Raw genomic sequence first — 17,608 nt, forward strand, 5'->3', positions numbered from 1 at the left:
CATTCCGGCTGGCAGCCGTCACGTCCTCGCGAACATCAGACTCGCGCAACTGCCGCCAAAGCCGAACGACACCGACATCGCGTGATCGATGCGCGCTTCGCGTGTCGTCTGCACGAGCGGCATATGGCGCGCGATGGGCTCGATCTCTTCGATACCCGTCGTCCCCGCAATAAAGCCGTCGCGCATCATCAGTAGCATGTAGATCGCTTCGTGCGCGCCGCATGCGCCGAGGGGATGTCCGGTGAGCCCCTTCGTCGACGAAAACGGCGGCACGTCGTCACCGAATACCGCTTGCAGCGCGCGCAATTCTTCGACGTCGCCCTGCGGCGTCGAGGGCGCGTGCGCATTCACGTAGCCGGGCCGCGCGCCCGCTTCGTCGAGCGCCGCCTGCATGGCGCGCGCGATCCCGGCCGCATGCGGCGTCACCATGCCGGCAGCATCCGTCGCGTGGCCGAAGCCCGTCATCTCCGCATAGATGCGCGCGCCGCGCGCGAGCGCATGATCGAGTGCTTCGAGCACCAGCACGCCGCCGCCCGATGCGATCACGAAGCCGTCGCGCGCGGCATCGTAAGGACGCGACGCGCGCGCGGGCGTGTCGTTGAAACGGCGCGACAGCGCATGCATCGCGTCGAACATCAGCGTCGTGTTGTCGTGCAGGCCTTCGCTGCCGCCCGCCAGCACGATCCGCTGACGGCCCGTCTGGATCAGCTGCATCGCCTGTCCGATCGCGAGCGCCGACGTCGTGCACGCCGACGACGGCGAATACGTGACACCCTCGATGCCGAACACCTGCGCGACATTCGCCGACGCCGTGCTGCTCATCGTCTGCGGCACCGCGTACGGCGGCGTCTTCTCGATGCCGCGCGCGTTCGCGATGGCGAGCGCGTCGTCGTATGCCGATATCGTGCCGACACCCGAGCCGATCACGGCGCCCACTTCCGGCGAGCGCAGCGCGCGAGCGTCGAGGCCGGCGTCGGCGATCGCCTTGCGCGCCGCGTGACAGGCAAAACGCGCGGTATCGCCCATGAAGCGTTCACGCTTGCGCTCGAACGGCATCTCGCCCGCCACCGACGCCACGCCCGCGACCTGCGAGCCGAAGCCGCGCTCGCGCCACGCGTCGATGCGCGTGATGCCGCTGCGCCCTTCGCGCAGCGCGGCGCTCACTGCGTCGAGCGTATTGCCCAGACAGGACACGATGCCCATGCCCGTGACGACGACACGCTGCAGGCCTTGCCGCCCGCTCATCGAACGCGCCTGAAAATCAGTGATGTATTGATGCCGCCGAACGCGAAGTTGTTGCTCATCACGTATTCGGCGTCGATGTTGCGCGCTTCGCCACGGATGTAGTCGAGCGGCGCGCACGCGGGATCGATTTCCGTGAGGTTCAACGTCGGCGCATACCAGCTGCGCTTCATCATCTCGATCGTCCACCATGCTTCGAGCGCGCCGCACGCGCCGAGCGTATGGCCGACATAGCTCTTCAGCGATGAAATCGGCATGCGCTCGCCGAAGGTCAGCGCCGTCGCCTGGCTCTCCGCGATGTCGCCGCGATCCGTCGACGTGCCGTGCGCGTTCACATACGCAATCGCGTTTGCGTCGAGCGTCGCGTCTTCGAGCGCGAGCTGCATCGCGCGCGCCATCGTGTCCGCTGTCGGCTGCGTCATGTGCGCGCCGTCCGAATTGCAGCCGAAGCCGACGATCTCCGCATGGATCGTCGCGCCGCGCGCCTTCGCATGCTCGTACTCTTCGAGCACGAGCGTCGCCGCGCCTTCGCCGACCACGAGGCCGTCGCGCTTCGCGTCGAACGGACGCGGCGTCAGATGCGGCTCGTCGTTGCGCGTGCTGGTCGCATAGAGCGTGTCGAACACGGCGACGGCGGGGCCCGACAGTTCCTCCGCGCCGCCCGCGAGCATCAGCGCCTGCTTGCCCGTCGCGATCGCTTCATACGCGTAGCCGATGGCCTGGCTGCCCGACGCGCACGCCGACGACGTCGGCACGATGCGGCCTTTCAGATCCCAGAACAGGCTCACGTTGACGGCTGTGGTGTGCGGCATCATCTGCACGTAGCTGTTCGACGTGACGTTGGTCATCACGCCCGTTTCGAGCATCGCGCCGAACGCGCGTATCGGCTCGACGGAACCCGACGACGATCCATATGCGACACCCATGCGGCCGTCCCTGATCGATGCAGCGCTGTCGAGACCCGCGTCCGCGAGCGCGAGCTCGCTCGCGCGCACCGCGTACATCGACACCGCGCCCATCGAGCGCGTCTTCTTGCGCGGCCAGCCAGCGGGCTGCGTGAACGCGGGCAGCGGACACGCGAGCCGCGTATGCAGCGACTCGAAGCAGTCCCATTCCGGCATGCGGCGCACGGCATTGCGGCCCGCCTTCAATGCCGCTTCGATCTCGTCCCAGCGGCTGCCGAGCGCCGTGACGCCGCCCATGCCCGTAATGACGACGCGCTTCATCAGATCATCCCGCCATTGACGCCGATCACCTGGCGCGTCACATACGAGGCCGCGTCCGACATCAGGAAGCCGACCACCGCGGCCACCTCGGCCGGTTGACCGACACGGTTCATGGGCACGGTCTTCAATGCATGGTCGAGCGGCATCTCGTCGAGCATGCCCGTTTCGATCAGTCCGGGCGCCACGCAGTTGACCGTGATGTTGCGCGACGCGAGCTCGACGGCAAGCGCCTTGGTTGCGCCGATCAGTCCCGCTTTCGCCGCGCTGTAGTTCACCTGGCCGCGATTGCCGATCACGCCCGACACCGACGCGATCGTCACGATGCGTCCGCCGTTTTTCGCGCGGACCATCGGCATCGTCAGCGGATGGACCACGTTGTAAAACGCATCGAGCCCTGTTTCGATCACGACGTCCCAGTCTTCGTCGGTCAGCGCGGGAAAGGCGGCGTCGCGCGTCACGCCCGCGCTGCACACGATGCCGTAGTACGGGCCATGCGCGGCGACATCCGCTTCGAGCACTGCGCGGCACGCGGCGCGCTCGCGCACGTCGAACTGCAGCACGCGCGCCGAGCCGCCTTGCGCGGCGATGCCCGCCGTGACGGCCTCGGCTTCCGCGCGGCTCGCGCGGCAATTCACGGAAACAGCAAAGCCGTCCGCAGCCAGCTGATATGCAATCGCGCGGCCAATGCCACGGCTCGCGCCCGTTACGAGAACTCGCCGGCTCATGAACTGACACTCCCCTCGATAAACGTCTGAAAATCGCCCGGTTGATAGACCTTGATGACGGCATCCGCGCAGCGCGCGCCGCGATGGTCGATCGTGCACTCGTACGCGCTGTGGCCCGCTTCGCTGCGCAGCACTTCCTGCACGTTGATCGTCAACTGCGCATCGCGCGCGAACGCGGCGACGTGCGCCTCGTAGCTGCGCGTGCCGAGCAGCACGCCGGGCCGCGCACGGCCGCCCGCGCGCATCGCGAGCAGCGCGATATGCGCGGCCACGCCCTGCGCCATCAGCTCGACGCCGATCCAGGCGGGCATCGCGCCGCTTTCATCCGCATACCATGCGTCGCCGCGCACGGCCGCATGGGCCGTCAGTGCTTCGTCGCTGATCGCGCTCACGCCGTCGATCAACAGCATCGTGCCGCAATGCGGCAGGATGCTGCTGATGGGCGGAAATATCTCGTTGGTCCTGGGTATGGCCATCATGTCGTTACGTTTGCTGCTTGATCGCATTCGATGCGCTTTACCGCGCGAGGATCAGGCTGACATTGCTGCCGCCGAATGCGAACGAGTTGCTCATTACGTGCTGCGTGCCGCCGCGCGGAACGTGCCGCTCTTCCTGCACGAGATCGAGCGTCGGCAAGGCCGGGTCCGCTTCGCCATCCCATCGGTGGCGCGGCATCGCGATGTCGTCGCGTGCGAGCGTCAGCCACGCGAAGCCCAGTTCCGTCGCGCCCGCCGCGCCGAGCTGATGGCCCGTCAACGGCTTCGTGCCGCTCGCGGGCACGCCGTGCGCGAACACGCGCGACATCAGATGCGCTTCCATCTCGTCGTTCTTGCGCGTGGCCGTCGCATGCAGATTCACATACGCGATTGCGGACGCTTCGATGCCCGCGTCCTTCAACGCCGCGCGCAACGCAAGCTCGCCGCCGACGCCCCGCGGGTCCGGCGCGGACACATGATGCGCGTCGCTCGATTCACCCGCGCCCGCAAGACGCACTTCGCCTTCGTCGCGCGTCATCAGGAACACGGCTGCGCCTTCGCCGACATTGATGCCGTTGCGGTTACGGCTCATCGGATTGGTGCGCGTGACGCTCGTCGATTCGAGCGACGCGAAGCCCTGCACCGTCAGCTCGCACAGCGTATCGACGCCGCCGACGATCATCGCGTCGCACAGGCCCAGTTGCAGCAGACGGCGCGCCGATACGAACGCCTTGGCGCTCGACGTGCATGCCGTCGAGATCGTGAACGCCGGACCTTGCACGTCGAGCGCCGCGGCCGCGAACGGCGCGGCCGTGCCGATTTCCATCTGCCGGTAATTGAAGCTCTCGGGCAACTGGCCTGCTTGCGCCTGATGCACGAACGCGACTTCGGCTGCATCGATGCCCGATGTGCTCGTGCCGAGCACGACGCCGATGCGCTGCGAGCCATAGCGTTCGCGCGCCGCTTCGATCGCGGGGCGGATCTGGCCGAGCGCCGCGAGCAGCATGCGGTTGTTGCGGCAATCGAAGCGCTCGAGCCCATCGGGCGGCCCGATGTCGAGCGGCGTCGAGACGCGCCCGACGAACGCATCGCCGATGCCCGTGTGCGTCAGGCCCATGCCGGGCGACTGCGCGGCCGCCAGCGCGGGCACGATCGCGGCGACGTCGCCGCCGAGCGCATTGACCATGCCGAGCGCGTGCAGATAAACAGGGGGCAGCGTCATGCGACTCTCCTTTTCATGGACGGCATGCCGATCGGCGCTAGCAGCACCGAAACAAGGATGCCGAGCGCCAGCGTGGCGCCGAAACTCTTCAATGCGGGCATTGCGCTCAACGCCAGCATGCCGAATGACAGCAGCGTCGTCGCGGCCGACTGCAGCACGCCTGTCCAGACGGCGCCGAGATCGGCGTGCTCGCGCAGGCAGCCTTCGCGCAGGAACACCGCATAGTTTGCGCCGACGCCGAGCACCAGCATCAGCGCGAGGCAGTTGAACAGATTGAGCGGCACGCGTGCGTAGCCGAACGCGGCCAGCGTCACGCCAATCGCGAGCAGCACGGGCAGCGTCGTGGCCACGCCGCCGCGCGGCTGGTAGCGCGCGATCAGCAGCAGCATCACGAGCAGCAGCGCACCCGCGAGCCAGATGCCGCTGTCGACGCGATATGCGCCGAAAAGCTTCGACACGCTCGCGGCCTTGTCGACGAACACGACGCCTTCGACGGAACGCGCGGTCGCGATCAGCGTCGCGGTGTTTTCCGGCGTCACGCGCTGCGGGATCACGACGGCCGCGTAACCGTGTTCGCCGCGCGCCTCCACCGCGCCGAGCCAAAGGTGACGATAAGGCTGCGACCACGATGCGGCGAGCCAGCGCTCGACCGTCAAAGGCGCGGCGTTCGACTTCGCGTACGAAGCGAGCCACGCGTCGGCGACTTCATCGCGAAAGCCCGCTTGCAGCAACATCGAACGCAGTGCGGCGGGGTCGTCGAACACATGCTGCGCGAGCACGGCGCGAGCGTCGGCCTGGCGTTGCGCGGACGGCACGAACTGCGTCACCGATTGCCAGCCGTTCACCGATTGCGCGCCGCTCAACGCATCGAGCTTCGTGCCGAGCAGCTCCGCGCGTTGCAGGACGATGTCCTGCGTCGAACCGCGCACGACGAAGAACTGCGCGGTGTTATCGACGCCGATCGCATCGCGCACCTGGTCTTCCTGCGCGACCAGTGCGGGATCACGCTGGATCAGCAGATGGATGTCGTCGTCGCTCGTCAGACGCAGCCAGCCAGGAATCGACGCGAGCACGAGCACGCCCGCGACGATCCACGCGCGCTGCCCGCCGATCACGGCATGCCAGCGCGCGAGCAGCACGGCAGCGCGCATGAACAGGCGCCGTTGCGTGCGCCTGGGCCCCTTCACGAGCAGCACGGGCAGCAGCCACAGCACGGAGGCGAACGCCGTGCCGATGCCCGCGATCGCGAAGCACGCGATCTGCTTGAGCGCCGGGAACGGCACCCATGCGAGGATCGCGTAGCCGAGCAGGCTGGTCGCGAGCGCGACGCCGAGCGCGGGCCGCACCGAGCGCGCGCCGAGCCGCGCGTTCCAGCCGCCTCTTCCCGACCCTGCGCCGAGATAAACGACGAAATACTGAATCGAGTAATCGACGGCCTCGCCGATCAGGCTCGCGCCGAACACGAGCGTCAGCAGATGGAGCTTGCCGAACACGAGCATCGTGACGGCCAGCGCGCAGACGATGCCGAGCGCCGTCGACAGGAAGCCGAGCAGCAGCAGACGCGGCGAGCGGAACACCCACAGCATCAGCAGCGCAATGCCGCAAGCGGACGCGACGCCGATCAGATGCACTTCGCGCTCCGATGCGCTGCGCGCCGACTCCGCGTAGAACACCGCGCCCGTGCGCGCGACGCTCGCATCGGGATAAGCCGCCTTCAGCGACGCCTCGGCTTGCGCGGCCGCCGACGACACCGCGCGTTGTATCCGCGTTTCATACGCGGAGCCTGGCAGCGTCGTGACGACGAGCACGCTCGTCGTGTCGCCGCGATGCGAGACGAGCATGTTGTCTTCGAGATCGAGACTCGACGTCGCGAGCGGCAAGCCGCTCAGCCAGTGTTCGAGCCAGCCGAACGGATCGTCCGCGAGCTGCGTCGCGAGCGGCCCGCGCAACGGGTTGTAGATGCGCTGCATCAGCGTGTCATGCAGCGGCGTGGTGGTGTTCGCGATGGCGTCGCGATCGTCGCGCGTCAACAGGCCGAAGCGGTACGGCATGTAGAGCGCGCCGATCTGCGACATGTCGAACGGCGGCAGCTCCGCCGTCGCCGATTCGAACGCGCCGCTTTTCGCGAGCGTCGCGCCGAACTGCCTCGCCGCCGCTTTCGCATGATCGGCGTCTTTGCTCGTCACGAGAAACACCGTGCGATCGCCGAGCGCATTGGCGAGCGTATCGACGGCCTTTTCGGCGACAGGATCGGCTTCCGTAGCGGGCAGCAGCGCGAGCAGGTTCGTCTCCAGCGGCGACGGCCCGATGAAGCGATACGCGCAGTACAGCGAAGCGACGAGCGCCACCGCGAGCCACATGGCCCGCATGCCCCACAACTGCGCCGTCGTCCACTGTCGCGCCATCAGCATCATTGCGCTCCTAGCAGCGCGCGCTCGCCGGGCGCGAGATCGCTGATGGCTTCGCTCTTCGTGAATTCGATCTGCGTGACGTCGCCGTTTGCGAGCGCAATGCGCAGCGTCTGCAAGAATTCACCGCCCGTCATCTGCAAGCCCTTGATCGATTGCGCGAGTTGCGGCTGGTTCGGCTTCAGGTCGAGCTTCCATTGCGACGCGGCGCCCTGTGCGTCGACATCGAACTGCGAATACAGCGCGGACAGATCGCCGCCGAGCATCGCGCGCATCATCTTCGAGACCTGCGCGACGCCCCGCACGCCGTGGGCGCTCTTCGTATCGATGCGCTTGCCGTTCGGATCGACTTCGCTCACGCCCGCGTCGCCGATCACGTAGGTCGCCTTGTACGGCGTGTCGGTGCGCCAGATCACGCCGCGCTCGCGGAAGAACACCAGCGTGCCCGTGCTGACGAGCGGCTGTTTCATCGCGGAGAGCGTCTGCGTCTGCGTGAACTGCGCGCGCACGCGTTGGGTCTGCGCAAGTCGCGACGCGACCTGCGAGACGAGCGCGGCGTTGGCGCGCTGCGATTGATCGTGCGTCTGTCGATCCTGGGTCTGCGTTGCGGCATGTGTGGCCGTAAGCGGGCTCACGCTCAAGGACACGCATGCCGCGATCGATGCGACGCGAAACGTCAGCGTGCCCATGCGCGCTCCAGCTTGTCGAACACGACGGGCGGCGACACGAACTGCAATTCCTGCGTCGCGGCATCGACGGCGACCTGGATCGTGTAGCCCTTTGTCAGGCGCGTACCCGTTGCGCAATCGACGATTTCATAGCCTATTTTCAGGCGATTTTCGAATTCGAGCAGTTCGGTGCGCACGTCGATCCGCTGGCCGTAGGTCGCGGGCCGCACGTACTTCAGATGCGCTTCGACGATCGGCCACAGATAGCCCGACGCCTGCATCTCGCGGTAGTCGTAGTCGAACGCGCGCAACAGCGCGGCGCGGCCGATCTCGAAGTACTTCAGATAGTGACCGTGCCAGCAGACATTCATCGCGTCGACATCGTGGAACGGCACTTCGACGATCGCGTTCGCCTTTAGCGTCTTGCCCTCGTGACGCTCATTCATCACCCGCACCTCCCACGGCTTCGAGCAGCCCGCAATCGGCGATGCGCGCCGTCAGCGCGCGCAGATCGCGTTCGAGCGCGCGGTCTTCGTCGACGAACGGCGACAGCGCCGCGACCTCTTGCGCGAACGCGCGCAGCGGCGCGGGCACGAACGTCGCGTCATCGATCCGCATGCGCAGTTGCAGCGCCTGCACGGTCGCGAGCGTATGCGCGGCCGCGACCTGCTCCGTCAGTTCGAGCACGCGCAGGCAGTCGCGCGCGGCGATCGTGCCCATGCTGACCTTGTCCTGGTTGTGCGCTTCCGTCGAGCGCGAGAACACGCTCGCGGGCATCGTGTGCTTCAGCGCTTCCGCCGTCCATGCCGACGACGAAATCTGCACCGCCTTGAAGCCGTGATTGATCGGCGCGCGCGCCGAGGTCGCACCCGACAGGTTGCGCGGCAAGCCGTTGTTGAACTTGTCGTCGACGAGCAGCGCAAGCTGCCGGTCCATCAGATCCGCGAGATTCGCGACGGCGGTTTTCAGTGCATCCATCGCGAACGCGATATGGCCGCCGTAGAAGTTGCCGCCGTGCAGCACGCGCTCGCCGTCCGGGTCGATCAGCGGATTGTCGTTCGCGCTGTTCAACTCGTTCTCGACATCGCGGCGCACCCATGACAACGCATCGACGGCGACGCCGATCACATGTGGCGCGCAGCGGATCGAATAGCGGTCCTGCAGGCGATGGCCCGGTGCATCGTCGCGCCCCGCGAGGTCCGCGCGTATCCATGCGGCGGCTTCAGCCTGGCCCGCGTGTGGCTTCGCTTCGAAAATCAGCGCATCGAAATGCGCGGCACGGCCATCGAGCGCGAGCGTCGATAGCGCCGTGAGACGCGCGGCAAGACGCGCGAGATGCGCGGCGCGCGCGAACGCGAGACACGCGAGGCCCGTCATCACGGCCGTGCCGTTCATCAGCGCGAGACCTTCCTTCGGCGCAAGCGCAAGCGGCGCATGGCCGAGCTGCGCCCAGACGCCCGCCGCATCGCGCAGCGCGCCGTCGAACATCACGTCCCGTTCGCCGACGAGCGCGGCCGCCACATACGACAGCGGCGTCAGATCGCCGCTCGCGCCGACCGACCCTTCCGACGGAATGCGCGGCAGCACGCGATGATTGATCAGATCGGCGAGCCGTTCGAGCAGCACGGGCCGCACGCCGGAAAAGCCGTACGCGAGCGAGTTCAGGCGCGCGGCGATCACGGCGAGCGTTTGCGCATCGTCGAGATACGCGCCCATGCCGCAGCCGTGATAGCGCGTCAGTTGCAGCGGCAATGCTTCGACGAGTTCGATCGGCACATCGACGACGCACGCGTCGCCATAGCCGGTGTTCACGCCGTAGACCGTTTCCCCCGCCGCGAGATGCCGGCGCAGAAAATCCGCGCCGCGCTGGATACGCGAGCGCCATCCAGGATCGCCGCTCAGTGCGACGCGCGCGCGCCCCTTCGCAATCGCGACGACCTCTTCGATCGACAGCTTGCGTGCGCCGATCACCACCGCGCGCGGCGGCGCAGCTTGCGCTGCGTGAGCGCGCGTGGCGTCGATCAGATCATGTTCTGACATTCGCGTCTCCGTGGGTGAGGCCACTCGTTTGCGCTTTTCCGGGACGCGCCCAGAAATCGAAAAAATTGAACCATTGATAAGGCGCCTTGCGGCAGTAGTGTTCGAGGCGCGACGCGTAGCGCTGCGCCCACGCCGCGATGTGCTGCGCGCGTTCGCCGCGCGGCAGCGCGATGCGCTCGGCGAACGGCTCGAAGTACATCCGATAGCATTCGCGGCCTCGGCCATCGCGCTCATCGCGCTCTTTCAGGCAGAAGAACAGATACACGGGGCAGCCGAGCGCATGCGCGAGCACATACGGGCCTTGCGCGAACGGCGCCGTCGCGCCGAGGAACTGCGCGTCAGTGGTGCGGCCCGATTCGCTCGCGGGCACGCGGTCGCCGACGATCACGAGCAACTCGCCCGCATCGATGCGCTCCTGCATCATCATCGACGTCCCGGGGCCGAAATCGCTCACCTGCACGAGACGCTTCGCGAATTCGCTGTTCGCCGACGACAGCACGCTGTTGAAGCGCTTCGCGTGCTCGGTGTAGACGATGGCCGTGACCTTCGCATGGCCGCCCCTCGACGCGAGCGCGCGCGTCATTTCGAGGTTGCCCAGATGCGCGCCGATCACGAGCGCGCCGCGGCCGCTCGCGATCAGCGCTTCGAACGCGGACGGATCGTCGAACGCGACATCGTTGGAATCAATGCGGCCCGACCATGCGGCGAGCTTGTCGAGGCCCGATTGCGCGAACGCCAGCATCTGCCGGTACGCGGAGCCCCAGCCGGGACGCGGCGAGGGCTCGCCCTGCGCGGCCTGTTCGAGATGCGCGAAGTACGTGTGCGACGCAGCGCGCGAATTGTGTCCCGTCAACAGAAAATACGCGACGACGGGATGCAGCCACAGCGCCGTGAAGCGCATGCCGAACAGCTTGCAACTGAGCGCAAGCAGCGTCATGCCGATGCGGCTGCCGCGCTCGGCGATGCGCCACCACTTCGCGTTGGCGCTGCTCGCGCGGACGCCGGACTTGCGCGGCACGAACTTGTGCGCGAGCAGCAGCGGCAAACGCAGCAGCATCCCGCACACGAGCCGCGTATGGCTCGCGCTGATGCGCACGTTGTCCCACAGCACGTCGAAGTGCGACACGCCGTCCGTCGCATAGGTGACGCGCGTCGGAATCGCGCGGAACGCGAGACGCCGCCAGTAGAGCCGCACGAGAATTTCGATGTCGAAGTCCATGCGCGTCGGCAGATCGACGCTGTCGATCAGCGCGCAGGCGGCATCGAGCGGATACAGGCGAAAGCCGCACATCGAGTCGCGGATCGTCAACGACAGCGTTTCGATCCAGACCCACACATGGGTCAGATAGCGGCCATAGAGACGCGACTTCGGCACGCTCTCGTCGTAGACGGGCCGCCCGAGAATCACCGCGCCTCGCTCGGCGCGCGCGGCGTCGACGAACAGCGGCACGTCGTTCGCGTCGTGCTGGCCGTCGGCATCGATCTGCAATGCGTGCGTATAGCCCGCGCGCTTCGCGGCGCGCAGCCCCGCCATCACGGCCGCGCCCTTGCCGCCGTTGACGGGCAGACGCAGCAGCGTCATCGCATCGCGATACTGGCAGGCGAGCTTCGCGAGCACAGCCTGGGTCGCCTCGTCGCTGCCATCATCGACGACGAACATGGGCAATCGATGCACGGCGAGCCGCGCGACCGTGCCGCCGATCGCGTCCTTGTGGTTGTAGATCGGAATGACGATGCACGCGGCGAAAGCGGCTTCCCTCATGCGCGCTCCCGATACACGATCACACCCGACGAGCAGTCGCGCTCACCCAGCCGATAGGCGAACTGCACGCGCCGCCGCCCGGCCTCGTGCGACAGTTTCAGGTGGAGCACGGCGCCCGGCATCACGGGCGCGGTGAACTTCAGGCGCTCGACGGCTTCGATGTCGCGCACGCCCGTCACGTGCTCGGCGGCGAGACGGATTGCCCAGTCGAGTTGAACGACGCCAGGCAAAATCGGCAGGCCAGGGAAGTGGCCTTCGAAGTGAACGAGCGTCGGCGGCACGCGCAGTTCGTAATAGAGGTCGTCGCCGCCGCGCGCTTCGGACAGCAGCTCGAAGCCTTCTTCGCGCGCCCCGAACGCGGCGGCAACGGCTGCGGCGGCCAGCTTGCCGCGCGCATCGAACGGCAGCGCGATGCGAAAGCGCCAGTGACGCGGCAGCACGACGACATCGAAATACGCGGCGAGATGGCGGCGCAGCGTCTTCGCGAGCGCGACGCGCCCTTCGCCGCTCAGCGCGTCGCGGCCCGCATCGGTGAGCGCGATCACGGCGCCCACGCGTTCGCGCGACGCGCCCGCAAGCGGCACCACGGCGGCTTGCGCGACATACGGATGCAACGCGAGACGCGCTTCGACCTCGGGTAGCGACACGCGCTTGCCGTCGAGCTTGATCACGCGATCCAGACGTCCCTGCAGACGGAACCGCCCGTCGTCGTCGAACGCGATCGCGTCGTCGGTGCGATGCCAGTCATCGTGGCCGAGATGCGGCGAGCGCACGTTCAGCGCGCCGTCTTCGCCGCGCTGCACGCCGACGCCGCTCATCGGCCGCCACGCCGTCGTCTCGTTCTGCTTGCGCCACGCGATGCCGCCCGTCTCGGTGCTGCCGTAGATTTCGACGGGCGCGCTGCCGAAGGCGGCGGCGTATTCGGCGGCGGCTTCAGCGGAAAGCGGCCCGCCCGACGAAAAGAACGCGCGCGGCGCGGGCGTCAATGCCGCGAAGCCCGGCAACGCGGGCCAGCGCGACAGTTGCGCGGGTGACGACACGACCACCGTCGCGCCGCATTGCCCGATGCGCGATTGCACATGCTGCGGCCCGCTGCAGACGGCGCGGTCGAACGCGCGCCCCGCCGCCAGCGGCCACAGCACGCGAAACAGCAATCCGTAGATGTGATGATGCGGAACGCTCGCGACCATCGTCGCGTCGCCGACGAGCGCGCCCCACTCGCGCTCCAGCGTGTGCACTTCGGCGTTGAATTGCGCGAGCGTCTTGCGGATCCGCTTCGGCGTGCCGCTGCTGCCCGATGTATAGAGCGTGAGCGGTGCGTCCGGATCGATCTTCAGCGGCGTCGCGGCGCCCGTTCGCGCCTCGGCATGCGCGCGGACGTCGGCATCCGTCAGCACGGCGTCGTACGCGTCGGCGAGGTCGGCGAGATAGCCGGGCGTCGCGTTCGCCGGAATCACGGGCGTCTTGCCGGATGCCAGTAGCGCGAACAACGCACACGCAAAGTCGAAAGGATCGTCGATGCACAACGCGTAACGACGCGCGTGCGCTTCGCGCAACTGCAATGCGATGGCGAACACGCGCGAGCGGAACGACGCGAAGCCGATCGCGTGATTCGCGTCGTCGTCGCGGCAGACGCACACGTGTTCATCGCGGCCACACGACAGCAGATCGTGCAGCGCGATCATGCCGCCTCCGAATGCCGCGCACGCGGCAGGATCACGAGATAGCGCCATGCGATTTCGCCGATCAGCAGCAGGCCGACCAGTGCATATGCGATCGCGCCGTTGTACAGCGACCACGCTTCGCGCGGCCAGTACAGCGCGGTGTACAGCGAGAACACGCCGTTTGCCAGAAAGAACGCGCACCAGATCTGCGTGACGCGGCGCGTGTGGCGGATCGCGGGCTCGCTCAGATTGGGCGTGCCGATGCGCGCGAATTTTTCGATCATCGTCGGCCCGCTCACGAGCGTCGCGCCGAACGCAATCAGCAGGCCGAGATTCACCAGCGACGGATAGATGCGCAGCAACAGTTCGCTGTCGGTCCACACGATGGCGCCCGACGCGACGCTCAGCATGCACGCGACTGCCCAATCGACGCGCGTGAGTCTGCGCAGCGACGCGCCGAACGCCCCCGTGCCCGCGCAGCGTTGCAGCCATAACAGCGCGAACAGCAAGCAGCCCGTCAGGCGCGGCGCGTCCCAGAACCACGCGCAAAGGATCACGGCGGGATACGCAAGCTTCGCGACGACGCCGAGCGCAAAGCCCGGCCAGCTGCGCGGATCGTTCGCGGCCTGGGTTGCTTCGCGTGCCGTACGCGCGGCGGCGGATGCATCGACGGAAGAAGCACGCACGCCGTTCGAAGCGCCGTGCGTGTGCGAACGTTGCGGCTGCATCAGCCCTGCGCCGCAAGCAGCGATTCGACCGCGGCGATCACGTCGCCGACCGTGCGCACCGACTTGAACTCCTCCGGCTTGATGCGGCGGCCCGTCAGCTCTTGCAGCTTGATCGCGAGATCGACGGCGTCGATGCTGTCAAGGTCGAGCTCTTCGAACAGGTGCGCATCAGGCGTCACGCGCTCGGGCTCGATTGCGAAGTTTTCCTTGAAGATCGCGCGGATGCGTTCGAGGATTTCGTTGTCGGTCACGGTCATTCCCCCTTCTTTTCAGCGTCGCCCGACTCATGCGCGAGTTCGCGCTGGCTCGCCACCAGCGCGGCGAGCGTGGTGATCGAGCGAAAGTGCTCTCGCGTGCGCTCGTCGTTTGCCGCGATCGTCAGTTGATACTGCTTGCGCAGCACGATGCCGATTTCGAGCGCGTCGATCGAATCGAGGCCGATGCCGTCGGTATCGAAGAGCGGCGCATCGTCGTCGATGTCGGCGGGCGTCAGGTCTTCCAGATCGAGCGCTTCGATCAGAAGCTGTTTGATTTCAAGCTTTAAAGAATCCATAGTCGAACAGATGCTGTGTAATGTGTGCTTCGATGGCGCTCGTCACGGTGCGCGCGGCGAGCGCGGGCGGCGCGTCGCGCGCGGCAAGCTCGTGCGCGCCGACGGGGGCCAGCACGTTGACGCGCATGCGAAACGCACGCGCGGGCACGTTGTACCAGCGCATGCCTTTCGTGAACGCCGGCGGATCGCAGTCCATCAGGACAGGCACGATCGGCGCGCCGGACTTCAGCGCCATATGCGCGAAACCGCGCGAAAACGCGTGCATCCGGTTGCGCGCCGGGCTGCGCGTGCCTTCCGGAAAGATGATCATCGTGGCGCCGCACGCCAGTTGCCGCGAGCCCGCGTCGACGAGTTCGACAGGGTCGGCGTTGCTCACGTATTGCGCGGCGCGCACGACGCCCCAGAAAAACGGGTTGCTCCAGTGCGCGCTCTTCACGACGCAGCACGCGCGCGGCGTCAGCGACAGCAGCACCATCACGTCGAGCCAGGTCGGGTGATTCGCGACGACGATGGCGGGCTCGCCGCGCCGGCGGCGCAGCGCATCGGCGCCGCGCACATCGAGTTCCATCACGCCGGCCCGCTGCAGCACCGCGACGAGCGCGCGAAAAAATGCGTGAATGATGCCAGCAATCGCGCGCTGCTTCGACGCGCGATGCGGCCACAGCCACGCGAGCGGAAACAGGATCAGCGAAAAGCCGAGTCCGCAGATGCCGAACGCCGTGAAAGCCAGCGCCGTCGCGACGAGACGCCAGTGGTAGTCAAGCCGCGCCTTCATGCCAGCTCCATTCCCAGACCGCGTGCTCGCCACGCCACTGCGCGGCCGTGCGGGTGTCGAGGCAGTGATGCACGGACTGACTCTGGGTTGCAAAGACAGCGCCCGTGGCTGCGTTCGGCTCTTCACATGACGCTTCGCGGCGCGCCCCCGTTGCGCCGATCGCCGTACGCGAGCACGCAAGCCTGCCCGCCGCCGCTTCGCCCAGCAGGACCGCGAGGGCGCCGCCCTGCACTTCTTCTTCGATCGTGCCGTAAGCGGGATCGGCCGGCTCGTCGGCATAGACGAGCAGCACGGGTATCGACGTGTCGGTTGCGTATTGCGCATGCGCTTCGAGCAGCGCGTAGCCGAGCGTCTCCGCGCCCGCGGACACCGCGCTCGCGGCTGTGCGGTCGCCGCGCGCGATGCCGAATACGCCTGTCATCGCATTGAGCACGGACAGGCTGAAAGCGGTCGGAGAGACCGGCTCGCCGGCGCTGATGCTGCGTAGGATATCCGTCGTGCGCCGCAACTCGCCGTGGCGCGACGCGAACACAATCCGCACGCTCGGCAGGTCGGCGGCGCAATCGTGCGCGACCTTCAGCGCGACCCGCGACAGCGTACTCAGACGACGCCGCACCATCGGCTCGATGAAGCCAACGTCGGGAGCGACGGCTGCGATGGCAGGCCAGCATGACCAGCGAGCAACCGGAATTGTCCAGTGCAGATCGGGCATATCGGTGTTCGCGCGTGAAGTAGGCCGCGGCGCCATGCGCGCGGCTGCCATCGTCAGCACGTGAAGCGCGCTACTTCTGGGCGGGCCGCGACGCCGGTTGGTGAGCCACCCTGGTTACGGGGAGCACCAGGACGACAAGGCGCAGCGATGATTATTTAGGGGCGGGACGCCAATACCGGGCTTTCGTCTGGTTATTACCTCGGCCGCCCGAAGCGGCTATTTTGGCCGAAGTCGGCGAGAAAAAACGTATCCATCTGTATCCGACTCTTGCACGCGACGAAAGGTTTCCGATCCGTGCGACCTGGTTCGTCGGCGCTTTCAACCACGAGCGGGCCGCAACTTATCACGACTCGTGCGTCGTGCCCGCTCCCGTCGGATGTACGCAACGATTGCGTTAAAAATCGTGTTTTTACCGCTTTTTTCAGCTATCTGCTGTAGATGGGCCGAACCCGGGCCGGAATTCGGGCGGCAGACGGCAAGTGATCGGATGCGGATCCGTATGGAAGCAACAGCGCTCACGATGCAGCCGCTTTTGACCACGCGCGCCTACTGAACCGTTTTCGCGTCCGAAGCGGGTACGGGCGGCGCGGTGCCGCCAGCTGCGATTTCATTCGACGCGCCGCCCGTTGCGCCGATAGGAAGCTTCACCGTGCGCACGGAGCCGTTGCCCAACGGGAAATCGGACATTGCGCTGCGCGCCAGATACGGCATCGCGGCGATCAGCGAGGACTGCTCGTCCGTATTGCGCGCCGTCACGTTATACAGCTCCTTGCCCGACGCGCGATCCGTGATGCGGATACCGAGCAGATGCGTGTACACGGGATAGCTCTGGCTCACGTAGCTCGCCGGATACGGACCCCAAGGTCCCCATGGATCGAACGGCCGGCCCCAGTAGTAAGGACCCGGCCACGGACTGTAGTAATACACGGGCTGAGAAACCGTCACCGTATCCGAGCGCATGCCGTACGCGAGTGCCACCAGATAGCGGGCGTCGTGCTCGTCGGTCTGCCGGAATGCGTGCGTCGCCAGTTCGTTTGCAACGATCTGTTCGTAGGTGGCCTGTTCGAGGTTGTTCTTCTGCTCGGGCGCGCGGGTGAACGCGTAAGTGCGCGTCGCGTCGCTGCCGCTCCAGTCGGAGAACGCCGTCACCTGTGTCGTCACGTAGGTCGTGCAACCGGCCAGCAGCGTGCCGAGCGCCACGAGCGCGAGCGCGAGCGCGGCATGGCGGGTCGAGCGGGTCGAACGGTCGGGTTTCATGGTCGTCCTTGTTGGTCTCGTCGCCCGCGTCTGCCGCGCGAGCGGCCCGATATTACGCTGACTGTCCCAATCGGCAAAAAGTTCTGCCCGCACGACGGGCCGAGGCTTTGTACAATGGTCCGATTCGCCCGGCCGGCGCACGACGCTCGC

Annotated in this window: 17 protein-coding genes; all 17 read right to left on the reverse strand. The window is 67.1% G+C overall.

Translation table 11 applies throughout. The features are described 5' to 3' along the window. Nucleotides 1-18 precede the first annotated feature (18 nt). Entirely contained in the window at nucleotides 19-1,245 is a 1,227-nt protein-coding gene (locus J8I87_RS17230) for a beta-ketoacyl-[acyl-carrier-protein] synthase family protein (protein ID WP_209932795.1), read from the reverse strand. Next, nucleotides 1,242-2,468: a beta-ketoacyl-ACP synthase gene (locus J8I87_RS17235; RefSeq protein ID WP_209932797.1), complete on the reverse strand. Its 1,227-nt coding sequence runs from the start codon at nucleotides 2,466-2,468 to the stop codon at nucleotides 1,242-1,244. Before J8I87_RS17235 ends, J8I87_RS17230 begins: the two co-directional genes overlap by 4 nt. Further along, nucleotides 2,468-3,193, reverse strand: coding sequence for a 3-ketoacyl-ACP reductase FabG2 (locus J8I87_RS17240; RefSeq protein WP_209932799.1), 726 nt, complete (start codon nucleotides 3,191-3,193; stop codon nucleotides 2,468-2,470). Before J8I87_RS17240 ends, J8I87_RS17235 begins: the two co-directional genes overlap by 1 nt. After that, nucleotides 3,190-3,672 carry a hotdog family protein gene (locus tag J8I87_RS17245; protein WP_209932801.1) on the reverse strand — a complete coding sequence of 161 codons (483 nt, stop codon included), beginning with the start codon at nucleotides 3,670-3,672 and terminating at the stop codon, nucleotides 3,190-3,192. Before J8I87_RS17245 ends, J8I87_RS17240 begins: the two co-directional genes overlap by 4 nt. Nucleotides 3,673-3,709: 37 nt before the next feature. Continuing rightward, complete coding sequence (locus tag J8I87_RS17250; protein WP_209932803.1) at nucleotides 3,710-4,891, reverse strand: beta-ketoacyl-[acyl-carrier-protein] synthase family protein; 1,182 nt, start codon at nucleotides 4,889-4,891, stop codon at nucleotides 3,710-3,712. Beyond that, nucleotides 4,888-7,302, reverse strand: coding sequence for an MMPL family transporter (locus J8I87_RS17255; protein WP_209932867.1), 2,415 nt, complete (start codon nucleotides 7,300-7,302; stop codon nucleotides 4,888-4,890). The genes J8I87_RS17250 and J8I87_RS17255 overlap by 4 nt, the downstream gene beginning before the upstream one ends. Beyond that, nucleotides 7,302-7,988, reverse strand: a complete 687-nt coding sequence (locus tag J8I87_RS17260) for an outer membrane lipoprotein carrier protein LolA (protein ID WP_209932805.1) — start codon at nucleotides 7,986-7,988, stop codon at nucleotides 7,302-7,304. Before J8I87_RS17260 ends, J8I87_RS17255 begins: the two co-directional genes overlap by 1 nt. Then, nucleotides 7,976-8,413, reverse strand: coding sequence for an acyl-CoA thioesterase (locus tag J8I87_RS17265; protein WP_209932807.1), 438 nt, complete (start codon nucleotides 8,411-8,413; stop codon nucleotides 7,976-7,978). Before J8I87_RS17265 ends, J8I87_RS17260 begins: the two co-directional genes overlap by 13 nt. Beyond that, nucleotides 8,406-10,007 carry a histidine ammonia-lyase gene (hutH, locus tag J8I87_RS17270; RefSeq protein WP_209932808.1) on the reverse strand — a complete coding sequence of 534 codons (1,602 nt, stop codon included), beginning with the start codon at nucleotides 10,005-10,007 and terminating at the stop codon, nucleotides 8,406-8,408. Before hutH ends, J8I87_RS17265 begins: the two co-directional genes overlap by 8 nt. Beyond that, complete coding sequence (locus J8I87_RS17275) at nucleotides 9,994-11,769, reverse strand: glycosyltransferase (RefSeq protein ID WP_209932809.1); 1,776 nt, start codon at nucleotides 11,767-11,769, stop codon at nucleotides 9,994-9,996. The genes hutH and J8I87_RS17275 overlap by 14 nt, the downstream gene beginning before the upstream one ends. Further along, nucleotides 11,766-13,454, reverse strand: coding sequence for an AMP-binding protein (locus J8I87_RS17280; protein WP_209932810.1), 1,689 nt, complete (start codon nucleotides 13,452-13,454; stop codon nucleotides 11,766-11,768). The genes J8I87_RS17275 and J8I87_RS17280 overlap by 4 nt, the downstream gene beginning before the upstream one ends. After that, nucleotides 13,451-14,161: a hypothetical protein gene (locus tag J8I87_RS17285; RefSeq protein WP_209932813.1), complete on the reverse strand. Its 711-nt coding sequence runs from the start codon at nucleotides 14,159-14,161 to the stop codon at nucleotides 13,451-13,453. Before J8I87_RS17285 ends, J8I87_RS17280 begins: the two co-directional genes overlap by 4 nt. Further along, nucleotides 14,161-14,412, reverse strand: coding sequence for an acyl carrier protein (locus J8I87_RS17290; RefSeq protein ID WP_209932868.1), 252 nt, complete (start codon nucleotides 14,410-14,412; stop codon nucleotides 14,161-14,163). Before J8I87_RS17290 ends, J8I87_RS17285 begins: the two co-directional genes overlap by 1 nt. A 2-nt stretch (nucleotides 14,413-14,414) precedes the next feature. Further along, the gene (locus tag J8I87_RS17295) at nucleotides 14,415-14,714 is read right to left on the reverse strand and encodes a phosphopantetheine-binding protein (RefSeq protein WP_209932815.1); all 300 of its coding nucleotides are present in this window, start codon (nucleotides 14,712-14,714) and stop codon (nucleotides 14,415-14,417) included. Beyond that, the gene (locus J8I87_RS17300; protein ID WP_209932816.1) at nucleotides 14,695-15,489 is read right to left on the reverse strand and encodes a 1-acyl-sn-glycerol-3-phosphate acyltransferase; all 795 of its coding nucleotides are present in this window, start codon (nucleotides 15,487-15,489) and stop codon (nucleotides 14,695-14,697) included. The genes J8I87_RS17295 and J8I87_RS17300 overlap by 20 nt, the downstream gene beginning before the upstream one ends. Next, nucleotides 15,473-16,201: a beta-ketoacyl synthase chain length factor gene (locus tag J8I87_RS17305; protein ID WP_209932870.1), complete on the reverse strand. Its 729-nt coding sequence runs from the start codon at nucleotides 16,199-16,201 to the stop codon at nucleotides 15,473-15,475. Before J8I87_RS17305 ends, J8I87_RS17300 begins: the two co-directional genes overlap by 17 nt. A gap of 546 nt (nucleotides 16,202-16,747) precedes the next feature. Continuing rightward, on the reverse strand, nucleotides 16,748-17,458 hold the full coding sequence (locus J8I87_RS17310; RefSeq protein ID WP_209932818.1) for a DUF4136 domain-containing protein: 711 nt from the start codon (nucleotides 17,456-17,458) through the stop codon (nucleotides 16,748-16,750). Nucleotides 17,459-17,608: the final 150 nt, after the last annotated feature.

The organism is Paraburkholderia sp. LEh10, from assembly GCF_017814945.1.
In the GTDB taxonomy this organism is placed as follows: Bacteria; Pseudomonadota; Gammaproteobacteria; order Burkholderiales; family Burkholderiaceae; genus Paraburkholderia.